The sequence below is a fragment of the Microbispora sp. H13382 genome (assembly GCF_014161445.1).
Lineage (GTDB): Bacteria > Actinomycetota > Actinomycetes > Streptosporangiales > Streptosporangiaceae > Microbispora.
This window is the reverse complement of sequence record NZ_JABBXA010000003.1, coordinates 208581-231076: the sequence shown is the minus strand read 5'-3', so window position 1 is coordinate 231076 and position 22496 is coordinate 208581. Positions and strand designations below refer to the sequence as shown.

Sequence of the window (22496 nt, the reverse complement as noted above, 5' to 3'; positions counted from 1 at the left end):
CGCCGTGGCCGACGCGGTGGTCAGCCCTCGCCGGTGAGCGCGGCGACGAGGTCGGCGGCCGTGCGGCAGCGGTCGAGCAGGTCGCCCACGTGCGCCTTGGTGCCGCGCAGCGGCTCCAGGGTCGGCACGCGCTGGAGCGACTCGCGGCCCGGGATGTCGAAGATCACCGAGTCCCAGGAGGCGGCGGCGACCGACTCGCTGTACTGCCGCAGGCACCGGCCCCGGAAGTAGGCCCGGGTGTCGGTGGGGGGCGTCTCCACCGCGCGGTCGATGTCCTCCTCGGTCACCAGGCGCTGCATCCGGCCCCTGGCGACGAGCCGGTTGTACAGGCCGCGGTCGGGGCGGATGTCGGAGTACTGCAGGTCGACCAACTGCAGCCGGGGGTGGTTCCAGGGCAGGTTGTCGCGGGTGCGGTAGCCCTCCAGGATCTCCAGCTTGGCGACCCAGTCGAGCTCACGGGACAGCTGCATCGGGTCCTCGGCGAGCCGGGTGAGCACCGACTCCCAGCGGTTGAGCACGTCCTTGGTGAGCTCGTCCACGCCCGAGCCGAAGCGGTCCTCGACGTACTTGCGGGCCTGCTCCAGGTATTCCATCTGCAGCTGAACGGCGGTCATCTTCCGCCCGTTGCGCAGCGCGATCTCGTACTTGCAGGTCGGGTCATGGGACACCGCGCGCAGCGCCGCGACCGGCGACTCGGGGGTCAGGTCGATGGTGAGGAACCCCTCCTCGATCATCGCCAGCACCAGGGCCGTCGTACCGAGCTTCAAATATGTCGAAATTTCCGACATATTGGCGTCGCCGATGATCACGTGCAGCCGCCGGTACTTCTCCGGATCGGCGTGCGGCTCGTCGCGGGTGTTGATGATCGGCCGCTTGAGCGTGGTCTCCAGCCCGACCTCGACCTCGAAGAAGTCGGCCCGCTGGCTGATCTGGAAGCCTTCGGTACGCGAGTCCTGGCCGATGCCGACCTTGCCCGCGCCGCACACCACCTGCCGCGACACGAAGAACGGCGTCAGGTGCCTGACGATGTCGGCGAACGGCGTCGCGCGGCGCATGAGGTAGTTCTCGTGGCAGCCGTACGACGCGCCCTTGGCGTCGGTGTTGTTCTTGTAAAGCTGGATGGGGGCGTTGCCGGGCGTGGAGGACGCCCGCACGGCGGCGTCGTACATCACCCGCTCGCCCGCCTTGTCCCAGATCACCGCGGCCCGGGGGTTGGTGCACTCGGGCGTCGAGTACTCCGGGTGGGCGTGGTCGACGTACAGGCGCGCGCCGTTGGTGAGGATCACGTTGGCGAGCCCGAGGTCCTCGTCCGTGAGCTGGCTCTGGTCGGCCACCTCACGGGCCAGGTCGAACCCCCGGGCGTCGCGGAGCGGGTTCTCCTCCTCGAAGTCCCACCGGGCCCGGCGAGCCCGGGCGGCCGACGCCGCCAGGTACGCGTTGACGACCTGTGAGGAGGTCACCATCGCGTTCGCTCCCGGTTGACCGGGCACGGCGATGCCGTACTCGGTCTCGATGCCCATCACCCGCCGAACCGTCATTCGCACCCCGCCTGCTTCAGGCCGTCGTAGTCATATCCGAGCCTAGCCCTTTCTCTATGCCCTGCTACCGAACAGTTACGGCACAGATGCCTCGGGACTTTGCACCGGAATGGTCGTCGCGGTCCGGGAGGCGGGGCCGCGGCCACGCTGGCGGGGCCTGCGGGGGCGGCCGAGCAGGGCCCCCAGCCTGGCCCGAAGCCATCGCTGACCCGGCTTGTCCACCAGCCGGTAGATCAGGTACGCGAGCACGATCGAGACCGCCATCGTGATCCCGGCGAGCGCCCACGGGTCCACCACGTCCCGGTACGCGGGGATCAGGACGGCCGAGACCGTCTGGTGCAGAAGATAGAGCGGATACGTCAGCGCCCCCAGGGCGACCAGGCGGCGCCAGCGCACCCACCGCAGCCAGCCGAGGGCGACCGCGGCCATCAGGAGGTAGACGAGCGTGATCGCGACGACGACGGCCTCCGGGGGCGCCGGGTACCGGGCGATGCCGACCAGGCGCACCCGCTCCCCCACGCGCTCCATGGCGGCGTACAGGGACATCCCGTAGCCGGCGGCGACCATCAGCCACGGAACCAGGGCCCCCGAGCGCGCCCCGAAGCGGTGGATCAGGAAGAAGGCCATGCCGGCGATGAAGTACGGCGCCTGCCGCGGCATGAAGACGAAGACGAGCGTCTCGTTCTGGGTGAACTCGGCCAGCAGTGCCAGGCCGGTCCAGGCCGCCAGGAACACCAGGCAGCGCCGCAGCGTGATCCCCACGAGGGAGAACAGCGCCACGAGGACGTAGAACCGCAGTTCCACCCAGAGGGACCAGAAGACGCCGCCGGCGTGGCCCACGCCGAACGCGCCCTGGAACATGGTCAGGTTGAGCAGGTACTCACCGTCGCTGAGCTTGGGGTCGAAACCCCCGACCCCGCTGAAGCGGTACATGATGAAGATCACGAGCACGGAGAACCAGTACGCCGGGTACAGCCGGGACACCCGGGAGACGGCGAACTCGCCGACGGTGTGCCCCCAGACGCTCATCAGGATGACGAAACCGCTGATGAGGAAGAACAGCTCCACGCCGAGGATGCCCAGCGTGGTCAGCCGGGCGACCGGCTCGAACAGCTTGGTGGGGAACTCGTCCCACAGCGATCTGCTGGCCGCCATGAAGTGGAAGGCCATGACGGCGAACGCGGCCACGAAACGCAGGACGTCGAGCTCGACCAGGCGGCGGCTCCCGGCCGGTGCGGCCGCCTGCGGCACCGGAACCGCGGCCGAAACCGGAGCGCTCTGCCGCATGGGCTGTCTGACGGGCTGTCCCACGGGAGTCACCCGCGCGAGCCAAGGACGATCATGCCATCTTTGACGTGATCACTCCCGGCTTCGGTTCCCTCGGACCGCGAACGTCACGGGAGGCGACGCGCGTTCCGCCCCCGCCGGCGGTCCGGGCGAGGGGCCGGAAAAGCCGGAGGAGCGGCGCGATCGGATCGCGCCGCTCCTCGATGGCACCGGCCCGGCCGGGTGCCGGGTGCTACAGGTACTGACCGGTGTTGGCGACCGTGTCGATCGACCGCCCGGCCTCGGTGCCCTGCTTGCCCTGCACGAGCGTGCGGATGTAGACGATCCGCTCGCCCTTCTTGCCGGAGATGCGGGCCCAGTCGTCGGGGTTGGTGGTGTTGGGCAGGTCCTCGTTCTCGGAGAACTCGTCCACGCAGGCGGCCAGCAGGTGCGAGATCCGCAGGCCCTTCTGCCCGGTGTCGAGGAACTCCTTGATGGCCATCTTCTTGCCGCGGTCCACGATGTTCTGGATCATGGCGCCGGAGTTGAAGTCCTTGAAGTACAGGACTTCCTTGTCGCCGTTGGCGTAGGTCACCTCGAGGAAGCGGTTCTCCTCGCTCTCGGCGTACATCCGCTCGACCACCCGCTGGATCATCGCGGCGATCGTGCCCTCGCGGCTGGCGCCGTGCTCGGTGAGGTCCTCCGGGTGCAGCGGCAGGTCGTTGACGATGTACTTCGAGAAGATGTCCTTGGCCGCCTCGGCGTCCGGCCGCTCGATCTTGATCTTGACGTCCAGGCGGCCGGGCCGCAGGATCGCCGGGTCGATCATGTCCTCGCGGTTGGAGGCGCCGATGACGATGACGTTCTCCAGGCCCTCGACACCGTCGATCTCCGACAGGAGCTGGGGAACGATGGTGTTCTCGACGTCGGAGGAGACGCCCGAGCCGCGGGTCCGGAAGATCGAGTCCATCTCGTCGAAGAACACGATCACCGGGGTGCCCTCGGAGGCCTTCTCACGGGCCCGCTGGAAGACCAGGCGGATGTGCCGCTCGGTCTCGCCGACGTACTTGTTGAGAAGCTCGGGGCCCTTGATGTTGAGGAAGAAGCTCTTGCCGGACTGGCCGGTCTTCTCCGCGACCTGCTTGGCCAGGGAGTTGGCGACGGCCTTCGCGATCAGCGTCTTGCCGCAGCCGGGCGGGCCGTACAGCAGCACGCCCTTCGGCGGGCGCAGCTTGTGCTCGCGGAACAGGTCGGCGTGCAGGTAGGGCAGCTCGATGGCGTCCCTGATCTGCTCGATCTGCCTGCTGAGGCCGCCGATCTCCTCGTAGGAGATGTCGGGGACCTCCTCGAGGACGAGCTCCTCGACCTCGGACTTGGGGATGCGTTCGTAGACGTAGTTGGAGCGGGGTTCGAGCAGGAGTGAGTCGCCGGCCCGCAGCGGCTGGTCCAGCAGCGAGTGGGCGAGCTTGACGACCCGCTCCTCGTCCGCGTGCGAGATGACGAGGGCGCGCCCGCCCTCCTCCAGCAACTCCTTGAGCATCACGATCTCGCCGACGTCCTCGTAGCCGAGGGCCTCGACGACGTTGAGCGCCTCGTTGAGCATGACCTCCTGGCCACGCTTGAGCGAGTCGACGTCCACGGCCGGACTGACGTTCACCCGGAGCTTGCGCCCGCCGGTGAACACCTCGATCGTGCCGTCTTCCCTCGCCTCGAGGAAGACACCGAATCCGGACGGCGGCTGCGCCAGCCGGTCGACCTCCTCCTTGAGGGCGACGATCTGGTCTCTGGCCTCCTTGAGGGTGGCGACCAGACGCTCGTTCTGGCCTGTGAGGGCGGCCACCTGCGCCTGCGCCTCGTGGAGACGCTCCTCGATGACCCTGGCCTGCCGGGGAGACTCGGCCAGCTTCCGGCGCAACGCGGTGATCTCCTCCTGCAGGAAGGAGACCTGTGTTGTGAGATCGGCGACCTCCCGTTCGCGCTGCGCGGCCCGAGCCTCAGCGTCGTCGCGAGCTGCCACGCCCCGTCACCTCCTTCCCCGTCGAGAACGACTACTCAAGACCCTACCTATCTTGGCGCTGTACGTAACCTGGCCGGGCAGTGTTCGTGTAGTTACGTTGGGTGTTCGGCGTTTGATACCTTATGGACCGATTGTTCGGGTCACCATTAGGAACACACCCAAATGTTCCCGTGTCACGTGGCTTTGCCGGGTTGTGGCCGAATCGTCACCCTTGTTCGATCCCCTCTCCGTACGCCCCCTTGGCGGGGCGCCTGCGCCGCGGCGGGGGCGTGACGCCGTCCGCCATGCGCCGGGCCGTGACGAGGAATCCCGTGTGGCCGACCATCCGGTGGTCGGGCCGTACCGCGAGGCCCTCGACATGCCAGTCGCGAACCAGGGTCTCCCACGCGTGAGGCTCGGTGAAACTCCCGTGCTCCCGCAGGGTTTCCACCGTTCTGGACAACTGGGTCGTTGTCGCAACATAGCAGCAAATAACTCCCCCGGGAGTAAGGGACTTCGCCGCCGCGTCAACGCACTCCCAAGGAGCGAGCATGTCCAGGATGACGCGATCCACGTCCGCCTCGTCGAGCGCGTCGACGAAGTCGCCGACCACCAGGCGCCACTGCCCCACGGGGCCGCCGAAGAACTTCTCCACGTTCTTCGTGGCGACCTCCGCGAAGTCCGCGCGCCGCTCGTAGGAGGTCACCTTCCCCTCCGGGCCGACCGCACGCAGCAGGAAGCAGGTGAGCGCGCCGGACCCCACGCCGGCCTCCACCACCCGGGCGCCGGGGAAGATGTCGGCCATGGCGACGATCTGGGCCGCGTCCTTCGGGTAGACCACCGCGGCGCCGCGCGGCATCGACACCGCGTAGTCGGCGAGCAGGTGCCGGAACGCCAGGTACGCCGTGCCGCCCGAGGACCGCACCACGGACCCCTCGGGCTGCCCGATCAGGTCGTCGTGCGGGATCGACCCCTTGTGCGTGTGGAAGACGCCGCCCTCTTTCAGCGTCACCGTGTGCCGCTTGTTCTTGGGGTCGGTGAGCTGGACCTGATCTCCGGCCCGGAACGGGCCGTGCCTGCGAAAACCCATGCGGAAAAGGCTAGTGCCGCGACCGACGAGATTCGCCCGTACGGAGCGGTGTCCAGAGTGGTGCATCGCAAGGCGGAGGAGGAGCCGATGACAGCGTCATCGGCGACGACGACAACGAGGCGAGGTGCCGCTCTGGGCGACGCGACGGGGCAAAGATCGGCGGGAGGGGCACGGGGTGCCGCGACCGACGAGATTTGCCGCCACGGGGCAAAGATCGCCGGGAGGGAAACCACTGGCCGCCGCCGTGTCACTGCTGCTAACAATGGGACATGTTGCCCCAAGAGGCGATTCCCGCCGGACCGGCCGTTCTGCGCCTGCCGGTCGAGGGGGACGCCGACCAGATCGCCCGTGCCTGCTCCGACCCCGACATCGCGCGCTTCATCCCCTTCGTCCCGTCTCCGTACACACGTGACGACGCGCTGGCCTGGATCACCAAGGCCGTCCCGGCCACCTGGGAGAACGGCGGAGCCGACTTCCTCGTCGCCGACCCCGGGACGGGCGAGGTCCTCGGGACGGCCGGGCTGAAGCCGCCGGACCGGTTCGGCGTGACCGAGGTGGGCTACTGGCTCGCCCCGTGGGCCCGGGGCCGCGGCGTCGCCACGGCCGCCGTGCGGGCGCTCGCCGAGCGGGCCTTCGCCCGGGGCGTCCCCCGCATCGGGCTGATCGCGGAGGTCGACAACATCCCGAGCCAGCAGGTCGCCCACCGGTGCGGATTCACGCACGAGGGCGTGCTGCGCGCGGCCGGTTCGGCCCGCGGGGAGGCCCGCGCCGATCTGGCGGTGTTCGGGCGGCTCGCCTCCGACCCGGGCGACCCGATCGCGCCCTTCCTCCCGTTCTTCCCCGGGGGGTTCCCCGGCGGCTCGCTCACCGACGGGGTCGTCCGGCTCACGCCGCTGACCGCCGCCGACGCCGCCGACTACTTCGCGCTGGCGTCCGTACCGGACGTGATGGACTCGCACGTGCCGCCGGTGGAGCCGTCGTACGCCGGCAGCGAGGCCGTCTGCCGGTACGCCGGGCACCGGTGGCTGACCGGCCAGCGGGCCGACGTCGCCATCAGGGACGCCCGCACCGGCGAGTTCGCCGGGGACATCCAGCTCACCGGCGTCGTCCCGCCGCTCGGCCAGGCGATGCTCGGCTACAGCCTCCGTCCGGAGTATCGCGGCAAGGGCATGGTGACGCGGGCGGTGAACCTGCTGGTGGAGTGGGCGTTCGCGAACACGCCGCTGAGGCGGATCGTCGCCGGGACCACGCCGGACAACACCGCCTCGCACCGGGTGCTCGAACGGGCGGGATTCACCAGGGAGCACCTCGTCAAGGGGCTGCTGCCCGGCCCCGGAGGCACCCGCCTGGACGACGTCCAGTGGGCCAGGACACGCCCCTGAGCGGAACGGACCCCCCGCGCTCGGGCGCCGCCCGGAACCCGGCGCCCGAGCGCGGGCCGTCCGCGGCGCGGCACGCCCGGGTGGGCGTTCCGGCCACGCCTGCGCCGGCCGGTCCCTCAGCCGGCTCCGTACGCGGCCCTCAGCTTGGCGAAGGCGGCGTCGGTGCCCTGCAGGGCCCGGTCGATCTCCTCGTCGGTGTGCGCGGCCGACAGGAACCAGTTGTGCCAGGGATGGAGGTAGACGCCCTCCTCCAGACAGGCCCCGGCCCAGGCGATGCCCTTCTCCAGGGTGTCGTCGCCGTCGAAGGACAGCCACGGCACCTGCACCGGGCCGGTCTGGCGGACCACGAAGCCGTGCGCCGCCGCCTGGGCGGCGAGCCCCTCGCGCAGCCGCGTCCCGGCCCGGTGCATGAGCGCGGGCCCGTCGATCTCGCGCAGGATCTCGATCGTCGCCTTGGCGGCGGCCATGGCCGTGGCGGAGAACCAGAAGGAGCCGGTCGAGTACAGCGTCTGGGCCGCCCCGCGCAGCGCGTCGGTCCCGGTGACCGCCGCGATGGGGAAGCCGTTGGCCATCGCCTTGCTCCAGGCCGTCAGGTCGGGGCGCACGCCGAGCGGCTCCCACGAGCCGCGCAGGTCCAGCCGCCACCCTGCGCGTACGTCGTCGATGACCAGGGCCGCGCCGAGACGGTCGGCCAGTGCCCGCACGCCCCGGGCGAACTCCGCGTCGGCGGGCTCCTGGTCCTCGAACGAGTCGTGCTTGAACGGCGTGACCAGGATGGCCGCGACGTCGCCGGCCGCCTGGGCCGCGGCGGCCTCGGCGCTCGCGAGGTCGTTGTAGGTGAACTCGATCGTGTCCGCCCGCTGGTTGGGGGTGACTCCGGACAGGCCGGGCGTGCACCAGGGGTCGGCGCCGTGGTAGGCGCCGTGGGCGACCAGCGTCTTGGTCCTGCCCGTCGCCGCCCTGGCCACCATCAGGGCCTGGGTGGTGGCGTCGGTGCCGTTCTTGGAGAACATGGCCCAGTCGGCGGAGGGGATGAGGTCCACCAGGAGCTCGGCGAGCTCCACCATGACCGGGCCGGGGCCGTTCAGGCAGTCGCCCGCCGCCTGCTGGGCCGCGGCGGCGGCCTCCACCTTCGGGTTGCGGTGACCGACGATCATCGGCCCCCAGCTGCACATCAGGTCGACGTACTCGCGGCCGTCGGCGTCCCACTGCCGGGCGCCCTCGGCGCGGACGAAGAACTGGGGGTAGCGGTCCCCGTGCAGGGCTGCGTTGAGGTGGCCGTACATGCCGCCGGGGATGACCTTGGCGGCACGGGCCCGCAGAGAGGCGTCGACGGACATGGGCGGCACTCCTGAACTCGGGGGAATCGGAGAGGTGGAGCCGGGGTCAGGCGTCCGGGGCGGGGTCGCCGGGGCGGAAGCCGTCCAGGCCCGCGTCGGAGCCGAGCCCGCCGGCGACCCGCGCGGCGACGGCCGTGCCGAGGCGGGCGGCGCCGAAGACGTCCTCGCCGCGCAGCAGTCCGGCGGCGAATCCGGCGCAGTACGCGTCGCCGCAGCCCGTGGTGTCGACCACCGGCACGTCCAGGGCGGGCACGCGGGTGACTCCGCCGGCGGTGGCGACGAGGCTGCCCGCCGCCCCCAGGGTGACGATCACGCCCTTCGGGCCCTCGGCGAGCAGCGCGGCCGCGGCCTCCTCCGGCGTCGGCGCCCCGCTGAGCATGAGCGCCTGCTCCTCGTTCGGCAGGAGGTAGTCGACGTGGGGCAGGAACGCGCGGACGCCGGGCATGAGGTCGGGCATGTTCGACAGCAGGTCCAGCGTGACGGCCGTGCCGCCCTCGCGCGCCTTGTCGAGCAGCGTGTAGAAGGCGGGATCGTGCAGGCCCCAGGTGACGTCCATGCCGCCGAGGTGCACCACCTTCGCGCCGGTCAGACGGCCGGCGTCGAGGTCGGCGGTCGCCAGCCCCAGGTTGGCCCCGGGCACGTGGAACGAGGGCCGGCCGCCGTCGGGACGGATGGGCAGGATCGAGGCCGCCGTCTGCTCCCCCGCCCTGCGCACCACGCCGTCCACGTCGACGCCGTGCCGCGCCATGATCATCAGGAGGAAGTCGCCCAGCTCGTCGTCGCCGACGGCGCCCATGGAGGCGACCGGCACGCCGATCTTCGCCAGGGCCACGGCCGTGCCCGCGGCGGCGCCGGCCGCGGTGATGCGGATCTGCTCCAGCAGGTGGGTGTCCTGACCGGCCGGGATGGACTCGACCGGGCGGGCCAGGACGTCGACGATATGCACGCCGACCGTCACTACCGTCATGAGCGTATAATAGACGGGCGCCCGACTAAAATGTCAACCGAGGTGGTGGGCCATGCCGAAGATCGTCAATCACGAGGAGCGCAGGGGCGAGGTCGTCGCGGCGGCCCGCCGCGTCATCCTGCGCGAGGGCATCGAGGGCGCGACCACGCGGGCCATCGCCAAGGAGGCGGGATACTCCAACGGGGTGCTCACGCACTACTTCGCCGACAAGGACGAGATCCTGCTGTCGGCGCTGGAGGCGTCCCACCGCCGGATCGCCGACCGGCTGCGGGAGAAGCTGTCGGGCCGCACCGGCCTGGCGGCGCTGCGGGAGCTGCTGCTCGACAACGTGCCGCTGGACGAGGAGCGGGCCGGGGAGACCGGCCTGGAGGTGGGCTTCTGGGGGCGCAGCCTGACCAGCCCCGCGCTGCTCGAGGTCCAGCGGCGGGAGGCCGCCGAGCTCCGCTATCTGGTGACGAGCCTGCTCAGGTCCGCGGCCGAGGCCGGTGAGGTCCGTACGGACGAGGACCTGGAGGACGTCGCGGAGCGGCTGCTCGCGCTCGTGGACGGGCTCAGCGTGCACCGGCTGCTCTATCCGTCGCACGTCACCGGCGAGCGGCTGGAACGGCTCATCATGGGCGAGATCGAGCGCCTGCGCGCCTGACCGCCGCCGGGAGCCGGCCAGGCCCCCGGCGGGTCTCACGGGTCAGGCGTTGCGGTGGGCCTCGTACCGCATCGTGCGCGAGACGCCGACGCGCACGGTCGTGCCGGGCAGGATCGGCACCGGCTCGTTCGGCGGGATGTCGTAGAAGTTGGGGTCGCCGGGCGGCTGGATCTGGGTGCCGTTCACCGAGCCCAGGTCGAGCAGGTTGACGTCCCAGCTGTCCAGGAAGACCCGCAGGTGACGGCGCGACACCGAGCCGTCGGGGCTGGTGACCCTGGCCGGCCTGGCCTCGCCCGACTGAACCTCGGGCGCGCGCTCGGGGTCGCGGCCCAGCAGGTAGTCGGCCTCCAGCGGCAGCGCCATGCCGTCGTCGAGCAGCAGCACCCCGAGCTGCGGCCGTGGCCCCTTGTACGGCACCACCGCCCGCTGGTCGATGGGGATGCCGCAGACCGCGCAGTACGGCGCACGCAGGTCGTTGAAGTGGTCGTTCTTGCAGTCGACGCCGTAGACCATCGGCCGCGGCTCCGGCTCGGGCGTCGCGTCCATCTGGGTCGGCTCACCCGGGTCCTCGTCGGCGGGCGCGTGCGGCGCCGGCTCGTACGGCCCGCCCGGCGGACCGTCCGGCCCGCCGAAGTCATGCGGCCCGCCGAAGTCGTGCGGCCCGCCGAGGTCGTGGGGCGCCCCGAGGTCGTGCGGCCCGCCCCGGTCCTCGGCGGGCTCGGGCAGCGGGGGCATCGGCTGCGGCCCGGAGTGATGCGCCGGCCCGGGGTCGGGAAGGGCGGGCGGCAACGGCGGCAGCGGCTGGGAGACGTGGGACGGCGGCTGGACGGGCGGCGGCGCGAGCGGCTGGGACGATCCCGGCGGCGCCTGCTCGCCCGACGGCCCCCCGCCGGGCAGCGGGCCCGAGAACGGCGACACGGGCGGCGGCGGCACGGGCGACGGCACGGGCGATGGCACAACGGGTCCACGCGGGGCGATCGGCTCGGGAGCCCCGATGGGCGGCGGCTGGATGTTCTGCTGCTGTCCCTGGTGCTGCGGCGGGCGCGGGGGCAGCGGCGGGAAGGCGAGATCGCCCTGCTGGGCGAAGTCGCACTCCAGCCCGGCCCCGGCGACCACGCCGCCGTCCAGCCGGGCGTACGGGCTCGACGGGCCCGCTCCGGGCAGCCGCAGCTCGATCCGGGACACCGGGCCGTTGACGAGACGGTCGGTCCAGGTCAGCGCGTCGTGCCCGGCGAGGCGGACCTCGCCGTCGGCCCCCGACACGGTGGCGTACGCGGCCCCGCTGACCAGCACGGCCACACCGCCCCCGGCCGGCCCGGCGACCGCGCAGGCCACCGGCTCCCCGCCGATCGACCTGTCCATGGCGCGCGCGAGGACCTGGGCCACCCGCCGGGCCAGCGCCCGGCCGTCGCCGCCCGTCGTGGCGGTCTCGCTCAGCGCGCCGAGCAGGTCCTCGACCGGCTGGTCGCCGCCGGTGGCGCACACGAGCAGCAAACCGTTCAGATGGGCGACCACGCCCTCCCCCGGCAGCGGGCGGACCACCCCCACGCCCTGTTCCGTCACAGAAGTTCTCCCTCCGGAAACGCCACCGGATGACCGGCACCATCGCCGGCACGCCGTGTGCCGGATCGATCCCCCCAGAAAGTAGCAAAAAAGAACGGTGAACCGGCCTGCGGGAGCGCGCGGCGAGCGACCGAACGGCGCCCGGCCCCGGTCTCGATCAGCACCCGGTGCCCGGCGGGCCGCCGGACGAGTGCGCGGGGCGCCCCGCCGGGGAGGCCGTTCCCCGGGCCGCGCTCACACACCGCTGAACATGCGGTTGACGTCGGCGGTGGCGAGCACGCCGTATATCTCCCCGCCCCGCTCGACGAGCAGATACTCCGGGGCCGGGGTGTCCCGCATGGCGTCGAGCAGGGACTCCCCCTCCAGATCGGCGCCGAGCACGAGCGAGGGCTCCAGGGCGCGCGACAGGGCGCCGACGTTCACCCACGGCCTGCGGTGCTCGGGAGTGGCGTTGACCGCGGCCTCGTTGACGATGCCGACCGGCCGCCCGTCGTGGTCGACCACCACCATGGCCCCGGCCCCCGCCTCCTGGGCCCGGCGCAGGCCCTCCGACAGCGGCACCTCGGCGGTGACCGGGATCGCCCGGCGGGCCAGCCCCCGGGCCCGCAGCTGCGGCAGCCGGGCCCGCACGCGGGCCACCCGCAGCGACTGGGACGCGCCGAACCAGATGAACGACGCCAGCACCACGGTCCAGAGCATGCTGCCCACACTGGGCTCCTGCCCGGCCATCAGGTTCATCAGGAGCGGCACCACGACCACCGCCACCGCCACGCCCCGGCCGACCCACGCGGCGACCAGCGTGCCCGTGCCCGAGTCACGCCTGACCTTCCACACGGCGGCCCGCAGCATCCGGCCGCCGTCGAGCGGCAGCCCCGGCAGCAGGTTGAACAGGCCGACGATCAGGTTGGACAGCCACAGCTGCCAGACGAGCACCTGCGCCAGGCCGCCCGGCGGCACGACGAACGCCTCCGCCAGGGCCCCGATGCCGGCAAGCCCCAGCGACAGCAGCGGCCCGGCGAACGCGACGGCGAACTCCCGGCCCGCCGTCTCGGGCTCGCGCTCGATCTCCGAGACGCCGCCGAGCATGTAGAGGGTGATCCGGCGCACCGGCAGCCCGTAGTGCTTGGCCACGACGCAGTGCGCCAGTTCGTGCAGCAGCACGGAGACGTACAGCAGGACGGCGAAGGCCAGCGCGACGGCGTACGCCGCGGTCTCGCTGAAGCCCGGCAGCATGTCGGCGAACTGCGGCTGGAAGCTGATCGTGATGAACACCGCCACGATGAGCCAGGTGGGCGAGACGTAGACAGGGATGCCGAACGGCCGTCCCATCCGCAGTCCGGTGGACTCCTTGACAGGTGTGCTCATGTGGCCGCCTTCCCCTCCCACGCCCCTCGATGCTACGTGCCGGAGCGTGAGATCAGCCTAAGAGCTCGCCCGCCCGTCGCGCACCGTGCGATCGGCCACGCGGGGCGAGCGGGGGCGAGACGGGAGCGTTCTGTCGGCCCGGTGTCCTACAGTTCGGGCATGACCCTCGCCGAAGAGCGCGCCGTCATCGGGGCGCTTTCCCCCTCCCGGGCCGGTGACTTCATGACCTGCCCCCTGCTCTACCGGTTCAGGGTGATCGACCAGCTCCCCGAGCGGCCCTCGGCCGCCGCGGTCAGGGGCACGCTCGTTCACGCGGTGCTGGAGCGGCTCTACGACCTGCCCGCGGAGGCGCGGACGGTCGCCGCCGCGCAGGATCTGCTCGAGCCCCAGTGGCGGCGGCTGCTCTCCGAGGAGCCCGACTACGCGGGGCTGTTCGAGGACGACGGCGAGCGGGACGCCTGGCTGACGCAGGCGCGCGGCATGGTCGAGCGTTACTTCACGCTGGAGGACCCCCGGCGGCTGGAGCCCGCCGAGCGTGAGATGTACGTCGAGGTCGTGCTCGAAAGCGGGCTGCTGCTGCGCGGCTACATCGACCGTCTCGACGTGGCCCCGACCGGCGAGGTGCGGGTCGTGGACTACAAGACGGGCACGGCGCCGGGGCGCGACTGGGAGGCCAAGGCGCTGTTCCAGATGAAGTTCTACGCGCTCGCGCTGTGGCGGCGCAGCGGCCAGGTCCCCCGGATGCTCCAGCTCATGTATCTGGGGAACGGCGAGATCGTCCGCTACGTCCCGGACGAGGCGGACCTGCGGGCGACCGAGCGCAAGGTCGAGGCGCTGTGGACGGCCATCGAGCGCGCCGTGCGCACCAAGGAGTGGCGCGCCCGCCGCTCGCGGCTGTGCGACTGGTGCGACCACCAGGCGCTGTGCCCGGAGTTCGGCGGCACGCCGCCGCCCGTGCCCGACCGCGAGCCCGGGCTGTCCCCCCGCGTCAGCAGAAGGTCGGCCAGCGACGAACTGTGAGGCCGGACCGGCGGCGCGGCCCTCAGGCTCGGGCCGCTCACTCCCGCCGGTCGTGCCGGAGGCGCGCCTCACTCCCGCCGGTCGTGCCGGAGGCGCGCCTCACTCCCGCCGGTCGTGCCGGAGGCGCGCCGCGAGCACAGCCCCCGTCGCTCGGACTCATCCGCGGGGAGGATGCGCATATCCGTCCCGGGCAGGGTGGACGCGGGCGGTGACCGCCTAGATTTGGTACGTGCGCACCACCCCCGGCAGTACGCGGTCCTGGCTCTGGGCCCATCCCCTGGTCTCCGACTCGATCCTCGCGGTGGTGCTGACGACCGCGTCCCTCTGGACGATCGTCGCCTTCGCCGAGCCCCCGTACGCCCGCCCCGCGGACGCGCTCAACCTGGCGCTGGCGGCCTCCTGCACCCTGCCCCTGACCCTGCGGCGGCAGCGGCCGTTCGTGCTCCTGGTGGCCACCGCCCTTCCCGGCGTGGGGCTGATCGCGCTCGGCTACAGCCCCGGCCTGAGCGGGATCGGCACGTTCGTCCTCCTCTACTCGGTGGCCGCCCACCGCGGGCTGGCGTTGAGCCTGGCCGCGCTGGCCGTCTCCTTCGCCACCTACGCCGCCATGGTCGCCGCCGCGCCCGTCCCGGTCTCCTGGGCCAACCACGTCGTCATGACCACCGTCATGCTGCTGTGCTGGGTGTGCGGCCGGGCGCTGCGGCTACGCCGCGCCTACCTCTCGGAGCTGGTCCAGCGGGCCGACCGGCTGGAGCGGGCGCGGGAGGCCGACACCAGGGCCGCCCGGGCGGAGGAGCGCTCCCGCATCGCGCGGGAACTGCACGACGTCGTGGCCCACCACGTCAGCGTGATGACGGTCCAGGCCGCCGCCGCCCGCAAGATGCTCGACACCAAGCCCGACGTGGCGCGGGACGCCCTCACCGCCATCGAGGAGATGGGCCGCACGGCGATGGCGGAGATGCGCAGCATCGTCGGCGTGCTGCGCACCGACGGCCCGGCCGAGCGCGCCCCGCAGCCGGGCATGCAGGACCTGCCGGCGCTGGTGGAGCAGATGCGCGAGGCGGGCCTGCGGACCCAGCTGTGGATCGAGGGCGAGCGGCGCGGCCTGCCGCCCGGGGTCGACCTCGCCGCCTACCGGCTCGTGCAGGAGGCGCTGACCAACAGCCTGCGGCACGCCGGGCCCTCCGCCCGCGCCTGGGTCACCGTACGGCACGAGCCGGACGAGCTGAGCGTCCACGTGGAGGACGACGGGCGCGGCGCGGCGGAGGAGTCGCTGCGGATCGGGGGCAAGGGCCACGGGCTGGTGGGCATTCGCGAGCGCGTCGCACTCTATGGTGGTGTTCTGCGGATCGGTCCCCGCACCGGGGGTGGCTTCGAGGTCCGCGCCCAGTTCCCGATCAACCACAGGCCCCTCGGTAACAGCCCCCTCAACCACAGGCCACTCAACCACAGCCCGCTCAAGCAGAGCCCCCTCGAGGACAGAGCATGACGATCAGGGTGTCCCCCTCCACCCGGCGGCCCGCCGCCTCCCCCGTAACGGACGCATCATGACGATCCGGGTGTTGCTGGTCGACGACCAGCCGCTGCTGCGCACCGGGTTCCGGTTCATCCTGGAGGCGGAGCCGGACGTCACCGTCGTGGGCGAGGCGGGCGACGGCGCGGTGGCCATGGAGCAGTCCCGGGCCCTGCTGCCCGACGTGGTGCTCATGGACATCCGCATGCCCGGCACCGACGGCATCGAGGCGACCCGCCGCATCGTGCGAGAGGCCGCGCCGAGCGCGCACGTGCCGAAGGTGCTCGTGCTGACCACGTTCGACCTGGACGAGTACATCGTGGAGGCGCTGCGCGCGGGCGCGAGCGGGTTCCTCCTCAAGGACGTGCCGCCGGACGACCTGGTCCAGGCGATCCGCGTGGTGGCGGCGGGCGACGCGATCGTGGCGCCGAGCGTCACCCGGCGGTTGCTGGACAGGTTCGCCAGCCGACTGCCCTCCGCGCACCAGCAGGCCACCCCGGCGCGGCTCGACCGGCTCACCGAGCGCGAGCTCGAGGTGCTGCGCCTGATCGCGAAGGGCATGTCGAACGCCGAGATCGCCGCCCAGCTCGTGGTCAGCGAGACGACCGTGAAGACCCACGTCGGCAACGTGCTGACCAAGCTGGGGCTGCGCGACCGGGTCCAGGCCGTCGTGCTCGCGTACGAGACCGGCCTGATCGTCCCCGGCGCCTTCTCCTGACCGCCCGGCGCGGCGTCGCCGGGCCGGGGGCGTGGCCGGCGGCCACGCCCGGGCTCAGTCCGCGGGCGCCGCGGCCGGCTCCTGCGGCGCCGCCGCCGCGCTCCCGGAAGGCGCGTTCTCCGGGAAGTGGCAGGCCGCCTGGTGGCCGGGGGCCAGCGTCAGCAGCGGCGGCTCGACCTGCCGGCAGATGTCCTGCGCCTTCCAGCACCGGGTGTGGAACCGGCAGGCGGGCGGCGGGTTGAGCGGGGAGGGCACGTCGCCCTGCAGCCGGATGCGGTCCCGCTCCTTGCGCCGCTTCGGGTCCGGGATCGGCACCGCCGACAGCAGCGCGTTGGTGTACGGATGCATCGGCGCCTCGTACAGGCCCTTGCGGTCGGCGATCTCGACGATCTTGCCGAGGTACATCACCGCGACGCGGTCGCTGATGTGCCGGACCACCGACAGGTCGTGCGCGATCACCACGTACGTGAGGTCGAGCTCGCTCTGCAGGTCCTCCAGCAGGTTGACGACCTGGGCCTGGATCGACACGTCGAGCGCGGAGACCGGCTCGTCCGCGATGATCAGCTTGGGCTTGAGCGCGAGCGTCCTGGCGATGCCGATGCGCTGCCGCTGGCCGCCGGAGAACTCGTGCGGGTAGCGGTTGTAGTGCTCCGGGTTGAGGCCGACCAGTTCGAGGATCTCCTGGACCGCCTTCTTGGTGCCCTGCTCGGTCTTGATGCCCTGGATCCGGAACGGCGCGCCCACGATGGCGCCGACCGTGTGCCGGGGGTTGAGCGAGCTGTAGGGGTCCTGGAAGATCATCTGCACGTCCCTGCGCAGCGGGCGCAACCGGCCCTGGGACATGTGCGAGATGTCGTTGCCCTCGAACACGATCGTGCCGCCGGTGGGCTCGATCAGCCGGGTGATGAGGCGTCCGGTGGTGGTCTTGCCGCATCCCGACTCGCCGACCAGGCCGAGGGTCTCGCCCTTCATCACGTCGAAGCTGATGCCGTCGACGGCCCTGACCGCGCCGACCTGCCGCTTGAGCAGGCCCTTCGTGACCGGGAAGTGCTTCTCCAGCCCCTGTACGGACAGCAAGGGCTCCTCGTTCACGAAGCCTCCAGGTTCGGCTTGATCTCGTTCTCCCAGATGGCGCGCCTGCGCTCGCGCGTCAGGTGGCAGCGCACCAGGTGGCCGCCCTCGGTCTCCAGCAGCTCGGGGACCTCCGTCTTGGCCCGCCCGGCGGTGCGCTCCTCGAACGCGCAGCGCGGGTGGAAGGCGCAGCCGGACGGCACGTTGATCAGCGAGGGCGGCGAGCCCTTGATCGGCAGCAGCCGTTCCGTCGGCTCGCGGTCCAGCCGCGGCATCGAGCCGAGCAGGCCCCAGGTGTAGGGGTGCTCGGGCCGCTCGAAGATGTCCTCGGACGTCCCGTACTCGACGCACTTGCCGCCGTACATCACGAGGATGTCGTCGGACAGCTCGGCGACGACGCCGAGGTCGTGGGTGATGACGATCAGCGCGGCGTTGAAGTCGCGCTGCAGGTCGCGCATCAGGTCGAGGATCTGCGCCTGCACGGTCACGTCGAGCGCGGTCGTCGGCTCGTCGGCGATCAGCAGCTCGGGGTCGCAGCTCAGCGCCATCGCGATCATGGCGCGCTGCCGCATGCCGCCAGAGAACTCGTGGGGGTAGCTGTCCACGCGCCGCTCCGGCTGCGGGATGCCCACCCGGCCGAGCATGTCGACCGCGTGCTTGCGCGCGACCTTCTTGCTGACGTCATTGTGGATGCGGTACGCCTCGATGATCTGCTCGCCGACCGTGTAGAACGGGTGCATCGCCGACAGCGGGTCCTGGAAGATCATCGCCATCTTCTTGCCGCGCAGCCCCCGCACGTGCTCCTGGCTGGCGCCGACGAGTTCCTCGCCGTCCAGCCAGATCTCGCCGGAGATGCGGGCGCGGCCGCCCTTGTGCAGGCCGAGGATGCCGAGGCTGGTCACGCTCTTCCCGGAGCCGGACTCGCCGACGATGCCGAGCGTCCTGCCCCGCTCCAGCGAGAACGACAGCCCGTCGACGGACTTGACCAGGCCGTCGTCTGTCGGGAAGTGGATCCGCAGGTCCTTCAGTTCCAGGAAGCTCATCCCAGCCTCACCCTCGGGTCCACGACGGCGTACAGGAGGTCGACGATCAGGTTCGCGAAGACCACGAAGAACGCGGCGACGAGCGTCACGCCCATGACCTTCGGCAGGTCCTGGTTGGTGATCGCGTCGATCGCGTACTTGCCCATGCCGGGCAGCGAGTAGGTGCTCTCGGTGAGCACGGCGCCGCCGAGCAGCAGGCCGAGGTCGAGGCCGAAGATCGTGAGGATCGGGGTGAGCGCGCCGCGCAGGCCGTGCTTGACCACCACCCTCCGCTCGCTCAGGCCCTTGGCCCGGGCGGTGCGGATGTAGTCCTCGTTCATCGTCTCCAGCATGCCCGCCCGGGTGAGCCGCGCGTATCCCGCGGCGTACAGGAAGGCCAGCGTGATCCACGGCAGGATCAGGTTGTAGGCCCACATCGCCGGGTTCTCGTCGAACGGCGTGAAGCTGCCGCCCGGGGCGGTGATGCGGAAGGGAGTGCCATAGCTGAAGACGACCAGCGAGACGATGCCGGTGAAGAAGATGGGCAGTGACACACCGGCCAGGGCGACGCCCATCGCGGCGCGGTCGAACAGGCTGCCGCGTCTCAGCGCGGACAGCACGCCGGTCGCCACACCGGCTATCACCCAGATGACGGCGGCCCCGATGGCGAGCGAGAGCGTCACGGGCAGCCGGTCCATCAGGTCCGGCCAGACCGGGAGCCGGGTGAGGAAGGAGTATCCGAAGCAGGGCGCCGGGCAGTGCTCCACGCCGGGGCCGTAGTCGTAGTCGGCGCCGGCGACGATGCCCTTGGCGAACCGCCCGTACTGCACGATCAGCGGATCGTTGAAGCCGAGCTTGTCAGCCGCGATCTTGACCTGTTCCGCCGAGGCGGTGCGCCCAACGTAGCGCGCGGCCAGGCTCTCGGAGGTGGCGCCCGCCAGGCGGGGCACCAGGAAGAAGATGCCGAACGTGATGATGCTCACGATGGTGAGCATCACCACCGCCCAGATCAGCCGCCGGATGATGTATGTGACCACAGTCCCCCCGGCTCCGGGGGCCGGTCCCGTGGGACCGGCCCCCTTGCCGCGTTCACGCGTCTATCGGATCTGTCTGGTCTCGGTGGACGCTTACTTGACGCCCATGCCGAGGTAGTCGTACATGCCGTACGCGTCGTTGACGAAGATGTTCGTCGCGTTCTTGCTCCGCACGAGCAGGGTCTTCGTCCACACGTTCGGCAGGATGAAGGAGTCCTCCATGACCTTCTTGTCGATCTGGGTCCAGATCGCGTTGCGGGCGTCGGTGTCGGTCTCCTTCATCGCCTGGTCGATGAGCTTGTCGACCTCGGGGTCCCGGACGCTGATGTTGGAGGAGCCGCCGGTGTCACGGATGACGCGGCTGTCGACGATCTGCTGCAGGAAGCCGAAGCCGTCGGGCCAGTCGGACTGCCAGCCGTTCATGGCCAGGCCGATCTTGTTGTCCTTGGCGTAGCCCGGCTTGCCGGCGTACAGGGCGAAGTAGTCCGCCTGCGGGAACGGCTTGAGCGTGAGCTTGATGCCGACCCGGCCGAGCGACTGCTGCAGCGCCTCGGCGGCCTGCTTCTCCTTCGGCCGCTCGGCGCGGTAGGAGATGTTGGTCTCGAAACCGCCCGGCTGGCCGCAGGCGGTCAGCGCCTCCTTGGCCTTGTCCAGGTCGCCCTTGTTGTCGGCGCCCGGCGGGTAGAGGTTGAAGTCCTCGTGGCCGGGGATCGCCGGCGGCAGCAGGCTGGTCGCGATCTGGCCGCCGGAGAACTCGCCGCCCCAGGCGGTCTGGAGGGCCACCTTGTCCGTGGCGTACTGGACGGCCTTGCGGCAGTCGATGTTGTCGAGCGGCGCCACGTTGCCGTTGATCGAGGTGTACCAGAGGCGGGTGCTGGTCGGGTTGTCGGAGTTCGCCTTCATCGCGGGGTCGGGCAGGACCCGGCCGAGGGCCGCCGACTGCACGCCGATGCCCGCGACGTCGACGTCGAGGTCGCCGGCGATGATCCGGTTGTCGATGTCGTCGGCGTTGACGTTGGTGGAGACCTCGTAGCCGTCCGGCAGCGCCTTGCGGTTCGGGTCGGTCGCCGCGTCCCACTGGTCGTTGCGGACCAGCGTGAAGCCCTTGCCGATCTCGTTCTTCTCGAACTTGTACGGCCCGGTGGAGATGATGTGCTCCTTGTACTTCGCGCCGGTGTCCTTGTCCTTGGGGACCGGGATCGTGGCGGGAAGCTGGGCGAAGTAGTCGAAGTTGCTCAGCGGCTGCTTGAGGTGGAAGACGATCGTGTAGTCGTCGGGCGTCTCGATCGCGCTGTCGGTGTTGACGTCCTTGGACTTGTACGCGCCCTTGTAGTCCTTCGGCCAGTCGAGGAAGTCGTTGAAGTAGGTGTATCCGTCGGGGAACACCTCCTTGTCGAACGACCGCTCCACCGCGTACTTCACGTCCTTGGACGTGACCGGGGTGCCGTCCTCGAACTTGATGCCCTTCTTGAGCTTGTACGTCCAGGTCTTGGCGTCGTCGCTGGGCGTGCCCAGGTCCTCGGCGAGGTCGGGGGCGAGCTGGTTGCCCTCCTTGCCCACGGCGGACTTGAACATCAGCAGCGACCGGCCGTACAGGCGGATGAAGTTCCAGGAGTAGCCGTAGTAGGTGTCGCCCGGGTCGAGGGAGTCCCAGTCACCGCCGTTGGCGAACTTGAGGATGCCGCCCTTCTTGTCGGACGGGTTGACCACCCCCGTCAGGGCGGCGTTGAACTCGCCCGTGGCGTTCGCGCCGGCCGCGGCGCCGCCGGAGGACGACGGCGTGCTGCTGCCCGAACCGCCGCCGCAGGCGGCCACGGCGAGGGCGAGCACGGCGCCGGTGGCCGCCACACCCAGTCTTCTTATCTGCATTTGCAAACCCCTTGGTGATAGGAGCCGGGGGACTTTTACGGGAAAAGGAAGGAGCTCAACGAGCCTTCGGGTCGAGAGCGTCCCGCAGGCCGTCGCCGAACAGGTTGAACGCCAGGACCGTGATGAAGATCGCCATGCCGGGGAAGAACATGAAGTGCGGGATCGTGTAGAACCGCACCGCGTCCGACAGCATGCCGCCCCAGGTGGGGGTGGGCGGGCGCACGCCGACGCCGAGGAACGACAGCGCCGCCTCGAACAATACGTTCGTGGGGATCAGCAGCGTCGAGTAGATGAGGATCGGCGCCACCAGGTTCGGCAGCAGCTCGCGGAAGATGATGTACGGCCCCCGCGCCCCGAGGCTGCGCGCCGCGTCCACGAACTCCCGTTCACGCAGCGACAGCGTCTGCCCGCGGATGATCCGCCCGATGTACGGCCAGTTGAAGAAGCCGATGATGAACACCAGCAGCGAGACGCGCAGCGTGTCGCCGGTCAGCCCGAACGCGGTGTCGGGGACGATGCCCGCCAGCGCGATCGCGAAGACCAGGATCGGGAACGCCAGGAAGACGTCCATGGCCTTGCTGATGATCGAGTCCACCAGGCCGCCGAAGTATCCCGCGGTGACCCCGAGCAGGGTCCCGATGACCACCGAGAGCAGCGTGGCCAGGAACGCGATGAGCAGCGAGATCCGCGCGCCGTACACGACCCGGCTGAAGATGTCGCGGCCGTTCACCGGCTCGATGCCGAACAGGTGGTCGGCGCTGATGCCCGTGCCCGTCTTGGGCGCCATGGTGGAGGAGTCGATCAGGTCGGAGTTGAACTGCGTGGGATCCTGCCCGAACGCTCCGGCGATCACCGGGGCGAAGACGGCGACCAGGATCAGGAAGATGACGATCAGCCCGCCGGCGAGCGCGACCTTGTCGCGCTTGAGACGCATCCAGGCGATCTGTCCGAGGGACCGGCCCTGGATCGCCTGGCCTCCCGCCCCTTCGACGACCGCCGGCGTGGCCTGCGTGTCCCCACCGGTGACGTCCATCGGCGCGGTCATCGATCCTCCTTCGCCCTGCCCGAGCCGACCGCGTCCGCGGTGACATGCTCGGAG

At 71.1% G+C, this 22496-nt stretch carries 18 protein-coding genes; 5 read left to right on the top strand and 13 right to left on the bottom strand.

Going from position 1 to position 22496, the window contains the following annotated elements:
- Window positions 1–20: 20 nt before the first annotated feature.
- The 4 genes from dop to HHX41_RS08660 all read right to left on the bottom strand — a co-directional run bounded on the left by dop (window position 21) and on the right by HHX41_RS08660 (window position 5890).
- Window positions 21–1538 (bottom strand): depupylase/deamidase Dop, encoded by a 1518-nt coding sequence (dop, locus tag HHX41_RS08675; RefSeq protein WP_169982470.1) that lies wholly within the window; start codon window positions 1536–1538, stop codon window positions 21–23.
- A 75-nt stretch (window positions 1539–1613) separates the two neighbouring features.
- Window positions 1614–2849: an acyltransferase gene (locus HHX41_RS08670; RefSeq protein WP_310741845.1), complete on the bottom strand. Its 1236-nt coding sequence runs from the start codon at window positions 2847–2849 to the stop codon at window positions 1614–1616.
- Window positions 2850–3057: 208 nt separating this feature from the next.
- On the bottom strand, window positions 3058–4821 hold the full coding sequence (gene arc, locus HHX41_RS08665; protein ID WP_182905496.1) for a proteasome ATPase: 1764 nt from the start codon (window positions 4819–4821) through the stop codon (window positions 3058–3060).
- 205 nt (window positions 4822–5026) lie between these two features.
- Complete coding sequence (locus HHX41_RS08660) at window positions 5027–5890, bottom strand: tRNA (adenine-N1)-methyltransferase (protein ID WP_169982272.1); 864 nt, start codon at window positions 5888–5890, stop codon at window positions 5027–5029.
- 269 nt (window positions 5891–6159) lie between these two features.
- Between HHX41_RS08660 and HHX41_RS08655 the strand changes: the two genes are divergently transcribed.
- Window positions 6160–7272 carry a GNAT family N-acetyltransferase gene (locus tag HHX41_RS08655; RefSeq protein ID WP_182905495.1) on the top strand — a complete coding sequence of 371 codons (1113 nt, stop codon included), beginning with the start codon at window positions 6160–6162 and terminating at the stop codon, window positions 7270–7272.
- A gap of 116 nt (window positions 7273–7388) precedes the next feature.
- Here the strand turns inward: HHX41_RS08655 and HHX41_RS08650 are convergent, their stop codons facing one another.
- Entirely contained in the window at window positions 7389–8612 is a 1224-nt protein-coding gene (locus HHX41_RS08650; protein WP_169982270.1) for an aminotransferase class III-fold pyridoxal phosphate-dependent enzyme, read from the bottom strand.
- Between the two features lie 46 nt (window positions 8613–8658).
- Window positions 8659–9579 (bottom strand): carbohydrate kinase family protein, encoded by a 921-nt coding sequence (locus HHX41_RS08645; RefSeq protein ID WP_182905494.1) that lies wholly within the window; start codon window positions 9577–9579, stop codon window positions 8659–8661.
- Between the two features lie 52 nt (window positions 9580–9631).
- Here HHX41_RS08645 and HHX41_RS08640 point away from each other — a divergent pair, with 52 nt between their 5' ends.
- Window positions 9632–10222, top strand: coding sequence for a TetR/AcrR family transcriptional regulator (locus HHX41_RS08640; protein ID WP_182905493.1), 591 nt, complete (start codon window positions 9632–9634; stop codon window positions 10220–10222).
- Window positions 10223–10264: 42 nt separating this feature from the next.
- Here HHX41_RS08640 and HHX41_RS08635 read toward each other — a convergent pair whose 3' ends face one another.
- Together HHX41_RS08635 and HHX41_RS08630 are read right to left on the bottom strand one after the other, a co-directional pair.
- A complete protein-coding gene (locus tag HHX41_RS08635) occupies window positions 10265–11785 on the bottom strand; it encodes an FHA domain-containing protein (protein WP_182905492.1) in 1521 nt (506 codons plus the stop codon).
- A gap of 234 nt (window positions 11786–12019) precedes the next feature.
- On the bottom strand, window positions 12020–13150 hold the full coding sequence (locus HHX41_RS08630) for a site-2 protease family protein (RefSeq protein ID WP_182905491.1): 1131 nt from the start codon (window positions 13148–13150) through the stop codon (window positions 12020–12022).
- 159 nt (window positions 13151–13309) lie between these two features.
- Between HHX41_RS08630 and HHX41_RS08625 the strand changes: the two genes are divergently transcribed.
- From HHX41_RS08625 to HHX41_RS08615, 3 genes are all read left to right on the top strand, one after another.
- A complete protein-coding gene (locus HHX41_RS08625) occupies window positions 13310–14170 on the top strand; it encodes a PD-(D/E)XK nuclease family protein (RefSeq protein ID WP_169982265.1) in 861 nt (286 codons plus the stop codon).
- A gap of 229 nt (window positions 14171–14399) precedes the next feature.
- Complete coding sequence (locus tag HHX41_RS08620) at window positions 14400–15659, top strand: sensor histidine kinase (RefSeq protein ID WP_182905490.1); 1260 nt, start codon at window positions 14400–14402, stop codon at window positions 15657–15659.
- Window positions 15660–15717: 58 nt separating this feature from the next.
- Entirely contained in the window at window positions 15718–16401 is a 684-nt protein-coding gene (locus tag HHX41_RS08615) for a response regulator transcription factor (protein WP_169982263.1), read from the top strand.
- A 54-nt stretch (window positions 16402–16455) separates the two neighbouring features.
- Here HHX41_RS08615 and HHX41_RS08610 read toward each other — a convergent pair whose 3' ends face one another.
- The 5 genes from HHX41_RS08610 to HHX41_RS08590 all read right to left on the bottom strand — a co-directional run bounded on the left by HHX41_RS08610 (window position 16456) and on the right by HHX41_RS08590 (window position 22442).
- Window positions 16456–17493 (bottom strand): ABC transporter ATP-binding protein, encoded by a 1038-nt coding sequence (locus HHX41_RS08610; protein ID WP_169982262.1) that lies wholly within the window; start codon window positions 17491–17493, stop codon window positions 16456–16458.
- Complete coding sequence (locus HHX41_RS08605; protein ID WP_169982261.1) at window positions 17490–18515, bottom strand: ABC transporter ATP-binding protein; 1026 nt, start codon at window positions 18513–18515, stop codon at window positions 17490–17492. The genes HHX41_RS08610 and HHX41_RS08605 overlap by 4 nt, the downstream gene beginning before the upstream one ends.
- A complete protein-coding gene (locus HHX41_RS08600) occupies window positions 18512–19531 on the bottom strand; it encodes an ABC transporter permease (RefSeq protein WP_169982260.1) in 1020 nt (339 codons plus the stop codon). Before HHX41_RS08600 ends, HHX41_RS08605 begins: the two co-directional genes overlap by 4 nt.
- Window positions 19532–19621: 90 nt before the next feature.
- Window positions 19622–21397, bottom strand: a complete 1776-nt coding sequence (locus HHX41_RS08595) for an ABC transporter substrate-binding protein (RefSeq protein ID WP_182905489.1) — start codon at window positions 21395–21397, stop codon at window positions 19622–19624.
- 55 nt (window positions 21398–21452) lie between these two features.
- Window positions 21453–22442, bottom strand: coding sequence for an ABC transporter permease (locus HHX41_RS08590; RefSeq protein ID WP_182905488.1), 990 nt, complete (start codon window positions 22440–22442; stop codon window positions 21453–21455).
- Between the last annotated feature and the right edge of the window lie 54 nt (window positions 22443–22496).